Source organism: Pseudomonas sp. USHLN015 (assembly GCF_037153275.1).
Classification (GTDB): Bacteria; Pseudomonadota; Gammaproteobacteria; order Pseudomonadales; family Pseudomonadaceae; genus Metapseudomonas; species Metapseudomonas tohonis.
Genome location: NZ_JBBCKP010000011.1, coordinates 270,032 through 284,801, shown reverse-complemented (window position 1 = coordinate 284,801; position 14,770 = coordinate 270,032). Strand labels below are relative to the sequence as shown.

The 14,770-nt window shown below is 66.9% G+C and carries 13 protein-coding genes; 5 read left to right on the top strand and 8 right to left on the bottom strand.

What is annotated here, in order from left to right:
• The first annotated feature begins 21 nt into the window (after window positions 1–21).
• The 3 genes from WFQ67_RS23500 (at window position 22) to WFQ67_RS23490 (ending at window position 2,188) form a co-directional block, all read left to right on the top strand.
• Window positions 22–1,131 carry a DUF3182 family protein gene (locus WFQ67_RS23500; RefSeq protein WP_337058352.1) on the top strand — a complete coding sequence of 370 codons (1,110 nt, stop codon included), beginning with the start codon at window positions 22–24 and terminating at the stop codon, window positions 1,129–1,131.
• The gene (locus tag WFQ67_RS23495) at window positions 1,118–1,888 is read left to right on the top strand and encodes an alpha/beta hydrolase family protein (RefSeq protein WP_263154110.1); all 771 of its coding nucleotides are present in this window, start codon (window positions 1,118–1,120) and stop codon (window positions 1,886–1,888) included. The genes WFQ67_RS23500 and WFQ67_RS23495 overlap by 14 nt, the downstream gene beginning before the upstream one ends.
• A gap of 78 nt (window positions 1,889–1,966) precedes the next feature.
• The gene (locus WFQ67_RS23490) at window positions 1,967–2,188 is read left to right on the top strand and encodes a DUF3203 family protein (protein ID WP_173174151.1); all 222 of its coding nucleotides are present in this window, start codon (window positions 1,967–1,969) and stop codon (window positions 2,186–2,188) included.
• Here WFQ67_RS23490 and WFQ67_RS23485 read toward each other — a convergent pair.
• The 8 genes from WFQ67_RS23485 to WFQ67_RS23450 form a co-directional block, all read right to left on the bottom strand.
• Window positions 2,175–3,530, bottom strand: a complete 1,356-nt coding sequence (locus WFQ67_RS23485) for a cation:proton antiporter (RefSeq protein WP_213629863.1) — start codon at window positions 3,528–3,530, stop codon at window positions 2,175–2,177. The two genes, WFQ67_RS23490 and WFQ67_RS23485, sit on opposite strands and share 14 nt — an antisense overlap.
• A 360-nt stretch (window positions 3,531–3,890) precedes the next feature.
• A complete protein-coding gene (locus tag WFQ67_RS23480) occupies window positions 3,891–5,354 on the bottom strand; it encodes an outer membrane protein transport protein (protein ID WP_213629861.1) in 1,464 nt (487 codons plus the stop codon).
• A gap of 196 nt (window positions 5,355–5,550) precedes the next feature.
• Window positions 5,551–6,039, bottom strand: a complete 489-nt coding sequence (gene praA / locus WFQ67_RS23475; protein ID WP_111259954.1) for an alkane oxidation protein activator PraA — start codon at window positions 6,037–6,039, stop codon at window positions 5,551–5,553.
• A complete protein-coding gene (locus WFQ67_RS23470; protein WP_158545570.1) occupies window positions 6,036–6,212 on the bottom strand; it encodes a hypothetical protein in 177 nt (58 codons plus the stop codon). The genes praA and WFQ67_RS23470 overlap by 4 nt, the downstream gene beginning before the upstream one ends.
• A gap of 959 nt (window positions 6,213–7,171) precedes the next feature.
• A complete protein-coding gene (locus WFQ67_RS23465) occupies window positions 7,172–8,425 on the bottom strand; it encodes an efflux RND transporter periplasmic adaptor subunit (protein WP_337058351.1) in 1,254 nt (417 codons plus the stop codon).
• Window positions 8,415–9,902 carry a TolC family protein gene (locus tag WFQ67_RS23460; RefSeq protein WP_173174159.1) on the bottom strand — a complete coding sequence of 496 codons (1,488 nt, stop codon included), beginning with the start codon at window positions 9,900–9,902 and terminating at the stop codon, window positions 8,415–8,417. The genes WFQ67_RS23465 and WFQ67_RS23460 overlap by 11 nt, the downstream gene beginning before the upstream one ends.
• A complete protein-coding gene (locus tag WFQ67_RS23455; RefSeq protein ID WP_337058386.1) occupies window positions 9,895–11,097 on the bottom strand; it encodes an ABC transporter permease in 1,203 nt (400 codons plus the stop codon). Before WFQ67_RS23455 ends, WFQ67_RS23460 begins: the two co-directional genes overlap by 8 nt.
• Before the next feature lie 5 nt (window positions 11,098–11,102).
• Window positions 11,103–11,807: an ABC transporter ATP-binding protein gene (locus WFQ67_RS23450; RefSeq protein ID WP_111260006.1), complete on the bottom strand. Its 705-nt coding sequence runs from the start codon at window positions 11,805–11,807 to the stop codon at window positions 11,103–11,105.
• Window positions 11,808–12,201: 394 nt separating this feature from the next.
• On the opposite strand from WFQ67_RS23450, the gene WFQ67_RS23445 reads away from it, so the two are divergent.
• Both WFQ67_RS23445 and WFQ67_RS23440 read left to right on the top strand, forming a co-directional pair.
• Window positions 12,202–14,061 (top strand): phospholipase effector Tle1 domain-containing protein, encoded by a 1,860-nt coding sequence (locus WFQ67_RS23445; protein ID WP_337058350.1) that lies wholly within the window; start codon window positions 12,202–12,204, stop codon window positions 14,059–14,061.
• Window positions 14,058–14,693, top strand: coding sequence for a DUF2931 family protein (locus WFQ67_RS23440; protein ID WP_337058349.1), 636 nt, complete (start codon window positions 14,058–14,060; stop codon window positions 14,691–14,693). The genes WFQ67_RS23445 and WFQ67_RS23440 overlap by 4 nt, the downstream gene beginning before the upstream one ends.
• Window positions 14,694–14,770 lie beyond the last annotated feature (77 nt).

Genomic DNA, 14,770 nt, shown 5'->3' with positions numbered 1-14,770 from the left:
GCCCCTCATGAGGAGCCATCCATGCCAGATGCCCCATCGAACCGCCAGGGCGTCGCCCTGCTCGATGTGCGCCATAACGCTCCCGAGCACGAGCGCTGTACCCACCAATGGCTCGGCGAGCGCATCGCCGCCCTGCTCGGCTCGCCCTTCCTCGGTCTGCACCGGGAGGGCGACGCCCGGGCGCACTACTTCATCCCCAACGACACCCTGATCGGCCGCAGCACGGCGCGCGAGCTGGGCATCCGCTCCGACGCCGACTTCTTCGGCGGCCTGGTCGCCGAGCCCTTCATGGCCACCAAGGCCATCACCCATCCCCTGCCCGGCCCAGCCGCCCATGCGCCGCCGGGCTGGTCGGAAGGCTTCTCCCACCTCACCGGGCGCGCCGTGCTCGGCGGCTACAGCGCCTTCAACATCGACGACGCCATGCAGGCCGGTATCCGCCTGCTGCTGAACGGGCCGCTGCGGGTCAAGCCGGTGCGCGCCACCGCCGGGCGCGGCCAGTGCCGGGTGACCGACGACGAGCAGTTGCGCGAGGCCATCGCCACCCAGGACCTCGACGAGATCGCCACCTGGGGCCTGGTGCTGGAGGAGCAGCTCGAGGACGTCGTCACCTACAGCGTCGGCCAGGTGCAACTGGCCGGGATCACCGCCAGCTACTTCGGCACCCAGTCGCAGACCGAGGACAACGCCGGCACCTGCGTCTATGGCGGCTCCGAGCTGGTGGTGGCACGCGGCGGCTGGCAGGACCTGCTGAGCCTCGCCGGCAACGAGCCGGTGCGCCTGGCCATCGAGCAGGCGCGGGCGTACGAGCAGGCGGCCCAGGCCTGCTTCCCGGGCTTCATCGCCTCGCGACGCAACTACGACATCGCCCAGGGCATCAATGCACGCGGCCAGTTGCGCTCGGGCGTGCTGGAGCAATCCTGGCGCATCGGCGGTGCCAGCGCCGCGGAGGTGCTGGCCATCGAGGCCTTCGCCGCCGACCCGGCGCTGACCCGCATCCGCACCGCGACGGTCGAGCGCTACGGCGACTTCGAGGTGCCCGGCGGCGCGGCACTGCTCTACCGGGGGCACGACGCCGAGGTCGGCCCCATCGTCAAATTCGCACGGGTGGAACCTTATGGCGACGCGTAGTGAAAGCGTGGATATCCAGGTGGGCAACGAGCAGATCGCCGGGACTTTCCTGACCCCGGCGGCCAAGGTGCCGGGCATCCTCTTCGTCCACGGCTGGGGCGGCAGCCAGCAACGCGACCTGGCACGCGCCAAGGGCATCGCCGGCCTGGGTTGCGTGTGCCTGACCTTCGACCTGCGCGGCCACGAGAAGACCGAGGTGCAGAAGAAGACGGTGACGCGCGAGGACAACCTCGCCGACCTCGTCGCCGCCTACGACCTGCTGGCCAGCCATCCGGCCACCGACACCTCGGCCATCGCGGTGATCGGCAGCAGCTACGGCGGCTACCTGGCCACCCTCCTCAGCACCCTGCGCGCGGTGCGCTGGCTCGCCCTGCGGGTGCCGGCCCTGTACTGGGACGAAGAGTGGCAGCGCCCCAAGGACGCCCTCGACCGCCAGCGCCTGGCGAGCTACCGGCTCACCGCCGTGCGCCCCTCGGAGAACCGGGCCCTGGCCGCCTGCGCGGCATTCGAAGGGGACGTGCTGATCGTCGAGTCCGAGCACGACGACTATGTGCCGCATCCGACCATCATGAGCTACCGCTCGGCCTTCGAACGGGCCCATTCGCTGACCCACCGCATCCTCGATGGCGCCGACCACGCGCTCAGCGGCGACCGCAGCCAGAAGGCCTACACCAGCCTGCTGACGAGCTGGGTGGCGGAAATGGTCATCGGCGAGCGGGTGGGCGATTTCCCCCACCACTCGGCCTTCTATTCCTGAGCCTGCGGTCGCCCCGCCTGAACCTTTGCGGGCGGCCGCGCTTCTACCGAGCGAGCCCAGCCACACGAGGACACCGACATGCCCGTGACCATCGACCTGGATGGCGGCACCTGCGCCATCGAACTGGACGGCAACCACAGCGAAATGCCGATCCGCGACATCGTCATCACCACCGACGCCGACCTGCGCGCCTCGGTGATCCATTGCCCGGCCGGCAACGCACTGATCAGCGAGGACGAGGCGCAGGTGCTGGTGGGCGCCGGCGCCAAGGACGACCGCCGCAACCTCATCGCCGACTGAGCCTTGCCCCCGCCCTGCGCTGCCGGGCCTCGTAGAGGTCCAGCAGCGGCTGGGTGCTGAGCCCGTGGAGCAGCAGGCTGCAGGCCACCACGGTGAGGCTGATGCCCATGGCCTCGCGCGCCGCCGCGCCTTCCACGCCGTGATCGAGGGCGAAGCACAGGTAGTAGAGGCTGCCGATGCCGCGCACGCCGAACCAGCCCACCAGCAGCCGTTGCCAGCGATCCAGGCCCGTGCGCGGCAACAGGAGCCAGCAGGCCAGCGGTCGCACCAGGCAGAACAGCGCCAGGGCGAGCCACACGCCGCGCCAGTCCCAGCAGGCGCTGAGGGTGGCGCCCAGAATCATCACCAGCACCACCTCCAGCGCCCGTTCGAGCAATCCGCCGAAGGAGAGGATGTCGACGATCAGGGTGCCGGCGGCGATCTTGCGGTGCTCGCGGCGATCCTCGCCATATTCGATGCTCACCGGCAGGCCGTCGTCGGACAGCCCGGCCTTGAGCACCGTGCTCTCCTCCGCCGGCACCTCGGAGCCACCGCTGGAGCGGATCTCGGCATGGCGCAGGCCGACCCCGGCGGCGAAGGCGGCGAGAAAGCCCCAGGCCTCCAGCAGCTCCGCTCCGACATAGGACAGGGACACCAGCGCCATGCCCAGGAAGACGTTGGCGGAGATCGCCGTATCGACACTGCGCACCCGCGCGCTGATGGCCAGGCGACCCACCCGGTTGCCGAGGAAGAAGCCCAGCGCCAGCGCCACGGGCACGGCCCAGGCGAAGGACAGCAATGCCCACTCCCAGGGCCCGTCCTGCCGCAGGCCCAGCAGCACCAGTGCGCCGGCCACGAAGGAAAACGCCATGCCGTCGTTCAGCCCCGCCTCGCCGGACAGGCTGAAGCGCAGGGCGTCATCGTCACGGGCGTGGTTGACCTGCACCAGGCTGGCCAGCACCGGGTCGGTGGGCGACAGGATCGCGGCGTACAGCAGCGCCGCCCCCAGTCCGAACCCCAGCCACTGGTAGCCGATCCAGGTGGCCAGGGCGATGGTCAGCACCAGCACCGGCCCGGCCAGGACCCAGGCCTTGATCCAGCTCGGATGGCGCAAGGGCAGGCGCAGCTTGAGGCCGCCGATGAACAGGGAGATCAGCACGGCGACTTCGGTGAGGTGCTCGAGCCAGGGGGCGATGTCGATGAAGTCGTCCCGCCACAGGTTCAGCCCCAGGGGCCCGATGGCCAGCCCGCAGGCGAGATAGAGCAAGGAGGACGTGACCGGCAGCCAGCGCAGGTAAGCCGAGGCCAGCGCCAGGATCAGCAACAGCACGCCGAGCACTGCCATCCACAGCAGGAAGCTCATGGTCGCCGGCCCACTCGTCTCATTCCCCGTCCCCCGTTCGGTCGCCTCTTTATCCAGAGGGCCGGATGGGCCAAGGGTTCAGACTTTGCGGCGCGAGGGTTTCGGCACGGGCGACAGGCCTGCCCGGCGGAAAGAGAATGGCCGCTGATTCCTTCCGGCGGCCGACGTAAAAAGGGGGCAGGCCCACCCGTGGTGAGGACACGAGCCCGGACCCGCCCCAACTTCCCCGCCTGTTCTGATCGGCCCGATGCCCCGGGAACCGGGTGACGATCGAGAGCACAGGTGGGGAATTTCCAGCCTTGCAGGCTATTGAAAAACCGACTGCGTTGCCGCTGCGGCGTCTGCGTTTTTCAACGGCGGTTAGAACATGTAGGTGGCCGAGACGCTGAAGATCTGCCCCTTGGACTCCACTTCACCGTCGATGCGGCCACCACCCAGGCGATCCTGGTTCTGGGTGCGCAGGCGCCCCTCGTCGACGAACTGGCGGGAATAGGCCACATCCACGCTCAGGTTCGGGTCGGAGGCGAAGCGGTAGCTGCCGCCGAGGGAGACGAAGGTGCGGTCGCCGTCGGGGATGCGCGCATCGCGGGTGGAGTTGCGGGTCGGCGTCTGGTCCATCGCTACGCCTGCACGCAGGGTCAGTTGGTCGTTGAAGCGGTAGTCACCGCCCACCGAGTACATCCAGGTGTCCTTGTAGTTGTAGGGGATGTCGACGATCAGGTTGCCGTGGGAGGTCAGCTTCAGGGACTGGAAGGACGACCATTCGGTCCAGGTCACGCTGGCGGCCAGGCTGAAGCTGTCGTTGAAGTCATGCACCCAGTCCAGGGTGGCCATGGCGGGAATGTCCATGCGCGATTCGGCATGGTCGCCATTGGGATTCAACACCAGGCCCGGATAGACGAGGGCAAGAGCGTCCGGGTTCATCAGGCCGATGGAGTCGAAGGGAGCCATGCCGGTGGCATCGTTGAAATGCCAGTTGTAGTCACCATCCAGCTCGTTCTTGATCTTGGCGTGATAGGCAAGGCCCAGGGTGTCCCGCGCGGTCGGCTTCCAGGCAACGCTGGCGAACCAGCCGGGCGAAATGTTATCGACCTTGACCCGCATCGTCGCCTTCGACGCGCCTGCCGGCACACCGTTCAATGGCGAGTTGGGCGCAGCGCCGGCAGCGGCCAGCAGGTCGACGTTCTGCCCGACAAAGCCTTGGGTGCGCTGGATCACCACGCCCCCACCCACGGCCCACTGATCATCGATCTTGAACGACAACGAACCTGCCAAGGCTGCGGTCTCGATCTTGGTGTCAAGGGCGAAGTCCTTGCCGACGAAATTCTTGTCCCAGGTGCTGCGCATGCCCATGGGTACGACCTGCGCGAGACCGAAAGCGAAACGATCGCCGACCGGGATCACCAGGAACTGCGTAGGCAGCCACTTGCTGAAGCCACCGTTGCCCCCATCGCCCAATGCCCGGGCGTTGGGGCCGCCGACATCGTTCACGTCGTCGTATTCGACGCGCGGGTTGCCTTGGTAGTCATAGGCCTGCCCTTTGAACTTCATGTCGATATCGGCATAGATCGCCGACACCTGGCCGATGGGCCGCTCGATGAAGGCCATGGCGGCCGGGTTGTTGAAAGCGGCGCTGGGGTCGTTCTTCCACACCGAACCGCCGGCGAAGGCGCGGCCCCAACCGGGCGTGCCATAGGTGGGTACGGCAAAGGCACCGGCTTCGGCTTGCTGGGCACCGATCACGGCACCGAGGATGGCCAGGCTCAGCAAACTGCGTTTGCGCGTGAAATTGAAAAGAGAGGGGCGCTTCGAATACGTCTTCATGACAACTCCTTGCTTATTATAATTTTCTGCCTCACGGGGCGTGTCCTGCACAACTGATAGTTCAGGAAATCAAACTTCCTCACTAATGGCTCGAAACGTTTATTAACTTGCCCACTGTGCTGAACCCATATCGCGACAGTATTCCAATTACAATGAAAGCGGCCTTCCCACCCTGGGATGGGAAGGCCGTTCACGCTTACGGAACCAGCGTGAATGCCGGGGTCGGATTCACATACAGGCTCTGGATGGTGCAAGAGCCAACCGGCTGGTTCGGGTTCAGGGTGAGCTTGTTGTCAGCGTTGCTCCAGACACCATTCACGGTGACCGGGGAGCTGCTGCAGTTGATACCGGCCACGGTGAACTTGACACCGCTGACGTTGCCAGCGGTGAGGCTGGATGCGGTCAGGGTCCAGGGCAGGCCAGCGGCGCTTGCTGCGCTGCAGAGGGTGCCGCCGGTGATGTTCACGGCAGTGATGGTGGCTTTGTCAGCGCCGCCAACCGAGGTGGTTCCGATGAATTCAACGTTGCAGGTCACTGCGGGGATCAGCAGACCGGGCTTGACCACCGAAACACCCTTGGCGGAGAAGGCGGTGTTGGCCGGGGTGATGGTCACGGCCATGGCCGAGGAAGCACCCATGCACAGGGCCAGAGCAGCGGTAGCAACGGAGAGTTTGGACATTTTCATTGTTTTCGTTCCTTGGTTGATAAGCAAAACATGGTTTTGTTTTTGGTCACTGGGAATACACCACGAAGACCTTCCTGTTTAACCCATGACCGCTTTTCAAACTTGCCCATCAACCCGCTGTTAGAATTACCGGCGGAAATCATTCCAACTCCGATAACGATCAACAACGACACACACTGTTTCCGGGCAAGTTCCCAGGCCAACTTCCGTTGCAGACAAATAACAATCGAAGTGCAGCTATCCAGGCTGCGTCATGTCATCCATCCAACAACGTCCGCATGGCACTGATCGGGCCGGTACCTGCCGAGGCAGGTGCCGGACGAGTTCCTCAACGCTGTCGCTCAATCACGCTCGTTTCGATGCAGGGCCATGGACACACGACGGCCTGCGAGAGGGTTTCCACCGCTTCCGCCACCGGGGCGGAGAGGACGCATCGGGTCGGGCACGAGGCTCGATACGAGGCGAGGGAGCCGGGCGGCAGATTCCCGGCAAGTGATAGGGGCGATGCCTGAATCAGGCGAAAAATGGAGCATCCGTTGCCACCTCCCTGCTGCGTTCCAATGCGTAGCGATCTTTACCGACTCGCCAGGGGTTGTTACTCGTGGGCGATCTACCTGTGGGACCCGGGCTCGTGCCGTTCGTGGGTGACTTCCCAGTGGGTAGCGCCGGGAACGAGATTAGGTCGCTGGACCGCATTTCATACCTAGCAAAAGGTTGGGCACCCCCGCCCCAGAGCCTGCCAGCGGAGCCGCAAAAACGTGAACTTCCTACACACCTGCGTCAAAGGCCGTGCGCCATATAGCTGACTGTCCCGACAAATCGGGCCTTGACGGGTGTTTCCATAACGGACACCCCTCCTCTCCGCGCATCGTTCTGGTGCATGAATTGACTGTTCGAAAAATGAATCCGCGCCCATCCACGGCGAATCTGCGGGCAGAAAGCCCGGTAGTACGCGCGATCGTGCGAATTGGAAGCAGAAAGCCGATGGGCCGAAGCACCAAGCCCAACGCATCGGCGTCTCAGCGGGCCCCATGGCGTTGGGCCTCGCTGCACTCGGCGCCAACCTACGGGGATTGCGGAGGGATCAGCGTAGGCCGGGGAATACCCGGCGGGGGATGCGAAACGCGGAGGCTCAGCCGGAGATGCCGACGAACCCTGGCTCCAGGCCGAATACCTCGACACCCGCCGGCGTCGCACGGCCGGTGCGGACCTGCACTTCCCGCGCGGGCTGTTCCAGGCTGGGGCGGTAGTCCAGCAGCCAGCGCCCGTCCACGCTGCGCAGGGCGCCGGGGGGCACGACCATGGCGGATTCGTTGCGGTAGGCGAGGATCGACAGGCGTGCGCTCATGCCCAGCCGTACACGGCGCATCTGCTCCTCGTTCAGATCGGGGATGGCGACCATCACTTCGAACTGCGCGCCACCCTGCGTGCTCGGCAGCGCCTGGCCGCCCACCACGCTGACGGTCCCGTGCAGCGCCTCGCCCTCGAAGCCGTCGCCCTGCACGTCCACCGCCATGCCTTCGCGCAGCTGGTTGACGTCCAGTTCGGAAACCCGTGCCACGATCTTCAGACGCTCAATGCTGGCCAGGCCGAACAGCGGCGCGCCCTGGGTCACCTGGGAGCCGGCCTGCACCGGCCCGCGCGCGGCGTCATCCAGGCTCAGCCCCGGGGCCGGCACCACGATGCCGGCGAAGGGCGCCTTGATCTCCCGTGCCTCCAGCAGCTTGCGCAGCGCGTCGTGCTTGACCTCCGCGTTGGCCAGCTCCATCTCGGCGATCTGCAGGTACTCGCCGCTACCACGCGCCTGGGAGCGGGCCAGGTCGCGCTCCGCGGCGCTCAGGTCCATGCGCTGCAGGCGCGCCTGCTGCTCCAGGTCCTCCAGCTCGTTGCGCGGGATGATGCCGCGCTCGAACAACGCGCGGGTCTGGCCGAGCTTCTTCTCGGTGCTGGCCAGGGCCAGCTGGGCGCTGCGCAGGGTCCGCCGCGCGCGGGACATCTCCTCGCCGCTTTCCCAGTCCTTGAGCTCCTGCACCGCGCGCCGCGCCTTGAGCAGGGCCGACAGCGCGTCGCGCTGCTGCACCTCGGTCTCGGCCGCGTCCATGCGCAGCAGCAGTTGCCCGGCCTGGACCCGCTGCCCCGGCTCCACCAGGGATTCGGCCACGATGCCGGCGAAAGGCGCACCCAGCGCCAGGGTCCTGTCCGGTTCGATGCGCCCCACCAGGCCGATGCTGTGCTCCAGCGGCGCCGGGTCCACACGCTGCCAGTGCATGGCCGCCGGCGCCGCCCCGGGCGCCTCGCGCAGGCCCCAGGTGATGCCGGCGATGACCAGCACGGCGACGGCGAGCAGCAGGCCGCGACGGGCCAGCGGGGAACGGTCAGTAGTCATTGAGCGAGATGTCCCATCTGTCGAGCGTCATGCCCAGGGCCAGGTCCAGTTGCGTCTGCGCCTCGAGGTAGGCGATCAGCGCATTGAGGCGGGCGTTCTCGGCGTTGCGCAGGTCACTCTCGAAGCTGAGCACCTGGAAGTTGCTGGAGCGCCCGGCGTTGAGCTTGTCGCGCTCGATGTCCAGCTTGCGCCGCGACAGCTCCAGCGCACGGTTGGCGATCTCCAGCTGGCGCCAGCGCGTGCCCACGTCCCGCACCACGTCGGTGACGTTGCGCTCCAGCGCCTGCCGCGCGTCGGCCACCTGCAGCTCCTGGTCCTCGACGTTGACCCGTGCCTGCACCTCGCCCTGGCGCCGCGTCAGGTCGCCGATGGGGATGTCCACGCGAACCCCGGCGTAGCTGTCCCAGGAACGGTCGCTGCCGCTGGTGTGCGGGTAGTCGTAGCGGTCCCGCGTCTGGCTGCCGCCCACTTCCAGGGACAGGTCCCAGAGCCGCTGGTTCTTCGCCACCACCAGGTTGATGTCCGCCTGCTGGCGGTTGATCAGCTGGCGCAGGTAGTCCGGTTGCTGCTGCTCGGCCAGCCGCACCGCCTGCTCACGGTTGACCTCGATGCGCTCGGCTTCCAGGGCGTCGCTGGCGCGCACCTGCGAGGACAGGTCCAGGGCCAGCAGGCGCAGCAGCTCCAGGCGCGCGGAGTCCAGCTGGTTGGCGGCCTCCTCCACGCTCAGCTCCTGGGTGGCGAGGTCGGCCTCGGTCTGCACGATCTCGAACTCGGCCATGCGCCCGGCCTCGATCATCGAGCGGTTGACCGAGACCAGTTGCTGGGTGCGCTCCAGCGCGGCACGGGCGATGCGCTGCTGCTCCTGGGCGCGCAGCAGGTTGCGGTAGGCGCTGATGATGGCGGTCACCGTCTGCGACACGCTGGACTTCAGGTTGAGCCGGTTGGCCTGCTCCGACAGCTGGGCCAGGCGCACCGGCGCGGTGTTCACCTCGCGCCCGGCGCCGCGCAGCAGGGGCTGGATGATGCTCAGGTCGACGCCATCGTTGCGCTGGCGCCCGGCCCGGTCGGCGTCGTTGTAGCCCGTGCTCCAGCCCAGCGCGAGTTGCGTGCCGTACTCGTTCAGCAGGGTGGCCGTCGGGCCGATGCGGCCATCGCGGTAGCGGTCCTGGTGGTTGCGGTTGGCCCGGTAGCTGCCAGTGATGTAGAGCTTGGGATTGAAGACGTCCTCGGCGACGCGCAGGTCGAACTTCTCGGCGATGCGCCGCAGGTAGCCGCTCTGGATGCTGCGGTTGTTGCGCAGGCCGAGGAACACGGCGTCCAGCAGCGTCAGGTCGGCCATCTGCTCGCTGAGCAACGGGCCATTGCCCTGGCGCTCCATGGTCGGCGCGGAAGGGTCCAGGCGCTCCTCGCCCCAGGGCTTGGCCTGGGCGGGCAGGACCAGGGCCAGGAGAAGCACGGCGAGCAGGCGACTAGGCATCGCGCAACGCCTCCACCGGTTGCAGGCGCGCCGCCGAGATGGCCGGGTACAGGCCGAAGAACAGCCCCACCAGCAGCGTGCTGCCCATGCCCAGCGGCAACGCCGAGGCCGCCATGGCGAACTCCCAGCCGGAGATACGCGCGTAGCCCCAGGCGGCGGCCACGCCGAGCAGCGCCCCGGATACCGCGCCGGCGGCGGTCAGCGCCACCGCCTCCACCAGGAACAGGTTGCGGATGTCCCGCCGCCGCGCGCCGAGCGCCATGCGCACTCCGATCTCGCGGCGTCGCTCGCTGACGTTCATCAGCATCACGTTCATCACCCCCACCCCGCCGCCCACCAGGGAGATGCCGCCCAGGGCCGCCAGCAGGTAGGTGAAGGTGCGGGTCTGCTGCTGCATAGCATCGATCATCTGCTGGGCAACCTGCAGCGTGCCCTTCTGTTCGCCGGCGATCTCGCGATTGATCCGTTGCAGCAGCCGCTCGCCGGTGCTGGGCACGTCCCGCCCCGGCACCACCCGCGCGATCAGCGTGCCGATGTTCGGCGCCGGGTTGACCCGCGCCATCCCCGCCAACGGCAGGAACAGCGACTCATCGGCGGTGAAGGGGATGATGCCGCCCGCGCCCTGGGGCTTGAGGATGCCGATCACCTGGAACTGGTAGTCGTCGATGCGCAGGCTGTCGCCCACCTCCAGCGGATCACCGGCAACCCCCAGCGCCAGGGCCGCTTCGGCACCGACCACAACGAAAGTCTGGCGGGCATCGAAAACCGACAGGTAGCGTCCCTGCGCCACCCGCAACCGCGCGGCCTCGCCCAGCGACGCATCGGCGCCGACCAGCGCCAGGTTGCGGGTGCGCCCGTGGAACACCACCTGGCTGCTGTAGAGCACCAGCGGGCTGGCGTGCTCGATGCCGGGCACGTCCGCCTCCAGCGTCGGGCCGTCCAGCGCCAGCGGCAGGCCATCGGCGCCCCGGGGGGACGAAGGCAGCTGCACCACCACCGCCTCGGTGCCCATCTCGCGGAACACGCTCATGGCCTGGTCGGCGGCGTTCTGCCCGATGTTCAGCAAGGCGATGACCGAGCAACTGCCCATGACGATCCCCAGCAGCGCCAGCAACGAGCGCCGCCCGAGGTTGCGCAGGCTGCCCAGCGCCTCGTGCAGCAGCTGCGACAGCGAGGGGGCCGGAGCGGCGTTCAGCAGCGTCATGCCGGGACCGCCTCGTCCACCACCCTGCCCTCGCGCACGCGGATGCGCCGTTCCAGCCGCGCGGCGATGCCGGGGTCGTGGGTGACGATCACCAGGGTCACGCCGCTGGCGCGGTTGAGCTCCAGCAGCAGCTGCATGATGTCTTCGGCGGTGGCGGCGTCGAGGTTGCCGGTGGGCTCGTCGGCGAGGATCAGCGCCGGCTCGCCCACCAGCGCGCGGGCGATGGCCACCCGCTGCCGCTGGCCGCCCGAAAGGTCCGCCGGCAAGTGCCCGGCGCGGGCCGCGAGCCCCACCCGTTCGAGCATGGCGTGAGCCCGCTCGCGGGACTCGCGCAGGGCCACGCCGCGGTAGCTGAGCGGCAGCGCGACATTGTCCAGCGCGCTGAGCCGGGGCAGCAGGTTGAAGCTCTGGAAGACGAAGCCGATGAGGCGGTTGCGCAGCGCCGCCAGGTCATCCGGGCTGGCCGTGAATACATCGTGCCCGGCGAGGTGGTAGAAGCCGCTGGTGGGCAGGTCCAGCAGGCCGAGAATGTTCAGCAGCGTGCTCTTGCCCGAGCCGGAACTGCCAAGAATGGCGCAGCTCTCGCCCCGGGCGATCTCCAGGGAGACGCCGCCGAGGATGCGCAGCTCCTGCTCGGCGAGCCGATAGCGCTTGTCTATGTCCCGCAGGCGGATGAGCCGCTCGTTATTGTTGTTCAACATGTCCATGTTTCCGCTGACCTGCATCCTTTAGCGGACCGATACCCAGCCCCGAAATCGGGAAGCCGTGAGTCAGATAATTAACACCCGCCAGTAAGGCCAGGAACCCACAGCAGGTATAGCCAATCTTTAGTTTGGCGAAGGGTCTCACTCGCCCCACGCCGCGTGACAGCCAACCCTTCAGCGCATTGCGTGCCTTCCAGGCCCGGCCGGATGCGTTGAGCCTTTACGGACAGGACACACCCCACCTTCAGCCCTTTCCGATTTCCTTTCCCTTGCCACATCCCGAGCCTTGAGACCTCGCGCCCCTGCCCTGATTGCGGGCTGCTGGCGCGGTTCACGGCCGGGCGCTCCAGGCGCGCGGGCTCCGCTCAACGACAGGGGATGGGGGATCGACATGGCTATTGGGCATTTCATTCGCGCAGGCGACAAAACCACCTGTGGGGGAACGGTTCTGGAGGGCGACAACCAGGTCAAATGGCGCGGCGTCGTCCACGCCCGGGAGGGCGACCGTGTCACCTGTGGCAAGGATGGCAAGGTCTACCTGATCGTCGGCGGCATCGCTCACATGCTCAGCCGAGGACGAAAGATGGCAGGTACGCTGGACAGCGCCAGCAGCTGCCCCTGCGGCTCGCTTCTGATCCACTCGCTATCCAGCGCAACGTACAACTCCAATCGGAGCGCCACCTCCTCTGGCTCGACACCTGGAGGCACCGCGGCACCATTTGCCACAACGCGCGCCACAAGCACGTCTGAGCCCGCCAGGAGCGACCTGCAAGGACATGGGCTGAAAAGCGAGGAAGAGAAGAAAGAGGACATCGGCATCACGCTGCGCCTGGGCCTGTTCTTCGATGGCACCGGAAACAACCAGGCCAATTCGGCACTCACCGAACAGTGCAGGCGCGAGGATCGCCAGCAGTTCGACGAAGAAGCGTTGAGCGCCCTCATCAGCCACTGCGCCCGCTACGGTTACCGCGACCCGGACGAGGGCGGTTTCTTCCGCAAAGTGCCTGACAACAGCTACGGCAATGCGCCGAGCAATGTGGCGCATCTGAGCAGGCTGTATCAGGACAACACGACCATACGCCTGGGGCCAGAAGCCGATACCGGCTACGTCCCGGTGTACCTGGAAGGCATCGGCACCACTAGCGGCGGCTCGGACTCCCTACTGCCGGCCCAGGCCAGCGGGCGGGGCGATACCGGCATCCTGCATCGGGTGGCACAGAGCCCGGATCAGATCAGAGGACAGATACGACGCTTCCTGGAAACCAACCCTGGCATCCAGATCCGTGCACTGGAGTTCGATCTATTCGGTTTCAGTCGCGGCGCGGCGGCAGCTCGGCACTTCGCCAACGAAGTGCTCAAACCCGATGGAGGCCTGCTGGCCGAGGTACTCCGGGGCGGCCAGGGCGGCCTGGCCAGAAGCTTCGACTGGCAGCGCGATACCCGCCTCAACTTCATCGGCCTGTTCGATACCGTGGCGGCCACGGTCGACCCGCTGCGGGGCGACTGGAGCCCGGCCAACGCCGACAACCCCGGCATCAACCTCTACTTGCCTCCCGGTTGCGCGCGCAAGGTAGTCCAGTTGGTGGCAGGCTCCGAGCGGCGCTGGAACTTCGCGCTCAACAGCGTGGCCCCGCATCACCAGGAGATCAGCCTGCCAGGCGTCCATTCGGATATCGGTGGCGGCTACCCGCCGCTGATGGAAGAGCGCCTGCTGGCCTCCCAGCCGCGCCTGGCAAGTGAACGCCCCGGCCAACCGCTGGACGCCACCCCGGCGTGGCTGGAGGCCCAGCACGAAGTCAGCCGCCTCCAGTCCCTCGGCCTGCCCGGCGATGGCGAAATCCGGATCAACGCCTGGCCGGTCCAGGGCACCCACGCCGATCAGGAGCGAACCGGCCTGCAAGCCCTGGTCGGTGTCGTGCTACAGCGAAAGGTGCGTGGCGAGTTATCGCGGGTGGCCTTGCGCGCCATGCGTGAACTGGGGGTGAAGCATGGGGTGCCGTTCGATGTGATCAACGACGATGACCAGCGTTTTGAACTGCCTGCCGATCTACGCCCAATTGCCGAAAAAATCCTCGCCTATGTACAAGGTGCCCCGTCCCGGCTGAACGCCGACGACCAGCGCCACCTGTGGGCACGCTATATCCACCTGTCCGCCCACTGGACACCGAGCAAGGGGCTGCTGATCAGCAAACCCGCGCCCAACCAGCGGCTGGTCTTCAACAACAAACCGCAAGCGGGGTACCGGCAATGAAGCGCCTGTTGCTGGCCCTTTTCATCCTTGCCCTGGCCGGTTGCGCGGCAGGCTCCGGCCGGCCGAGGCTGCCCTATGACTACTGGTATGTCGGGATAGGCGCACCCCGCTTCATGGAGGTCTGGGTGGAAAGCGTGGATGTCATCGATCGCCGTGGTTATGCGTACTTCGATATCCACGGCGGTGTAGTGGCCTACAACGACAAGACGCCCGGCTGGTACGACGGTGGTGGGAAGATGATGCCGGTCAGCAATGTCGACTTGCCCGAAACCCTGTTCGTGCGCTGGCAGTCCCTGGTGGAACCCCAGACCTACAAGCTGCGCATCGATATCCCTCAGTGGGTGCGCGACGAGATGCTCAAGCCACAACGGGCTTACTGCTCGGGACGAAAGCAATGGCGAGATAACCAGTATCGCTTCGACATCTCCATCGGCATGGCCCCCGGTGGCATCGCAAAGGCCTGGCTGGGTGGGCCATGCCTGTCGAATATCGAGATCGGGCGCTACCAGGCCAAGGTCGAACCACTGGGGCCGTCCCAAGGCGAAACCAATGGACAGTACGCCTGGCCCGCGCTTGAGCCTGAATCGGCGGCCTATATCAAGCAGCACGGCATCCCTTATGAATCCTGGTAATCGCCCCGCCTGGGCAGGGGGCCGGCTGGCAGACCGGCTCCCCGACGCCCGCTTCATCCTCGACAACAAACCGCAAG

Excerpts from the sequence above, each read along its gene's own strand:
- WFQ67_RS23485 (WP_213629863.1), bottom strand. The coding sequence starts at position 3,530 with ATGAGCTTCCTGCTGTGGATGGCAGTGCTCGGCGTGCTGTTGCTGATC.
- WFQ67_RS23490 (WP_173174151.1), top strand. The coding sequence starts at position 1,967 with ATGCCCGTGACCATCGACCTGGATGGCGGCACCTGCGCCATCGAACTG.
- WFQ67_RS23450 (WP_111260006.1), bottom strand. The coding sequence starts at position 11,807 with ATGTTGAACAACAATAACGAGCGGCTCATCCGCCTGCGGGACATAGAC.
- WFQ67_RS23445 (WP_337058350.1), top strand. The coding sequence starts at position 12,202 with ATGGCTATTGGGCATTTCATTCGCGCAGGCGACAAAACCACCTGTGGG.
- WFQ67_RS23465 (WP_337058351.1), bottom strand. The coding sequence starts at position 8,425 with ATGACTACTGACCGTTCCCCGCTGGCCCGTCGCGGCCTGCTGCTCGCC.
- WFQ67_RS23440 (WP_337058349.1), top strand. The coding sequence starts at position 14,058 with ATGAAGCGCCTGTTGCTGGCCCTTTTCATCCTTGCCCTGGCCGGTTGC.
- praA (WP_111259954.1), bottom strand. The coding sequence starts at position 6,039 with ATGAAAATGTCCAAACTCTCCGTTGCTACCGCTGCTCTGGCCCTGTGC.
- WFQ67_RS23460 (WP_173174159.1), bottom strand. The coding sequence starts at position 9,902 with ATGCCTAGTCGCCTGCTCGCCGTGCTTCTCCTGGCCCTGGTCCTGCCC.
- WFQ67_RS23500 (WP_337058352.1), top strand. The coding sequence starts at position 22 with ATGCCAGATGCCCCATCGAACCGCCAGGGCGTCGCCCTGCTCGATGTG.
- WFQ67_RS23495 (WP_263154110.1), top strand. The coding sequence starts at position 1,118 with ATGGCGACGCGTAGTGAAAGCGTGGATATCCAGGTGGGCAACGAGCAG.
- WFQ67_RS23480 (WP_213629861.1), bottom strand. The coding sequence starts at position 5,354 with ATGAAGACGTATTCGAAGCGCCCCTCTCTTTTCAATTTCACGCGCAAA.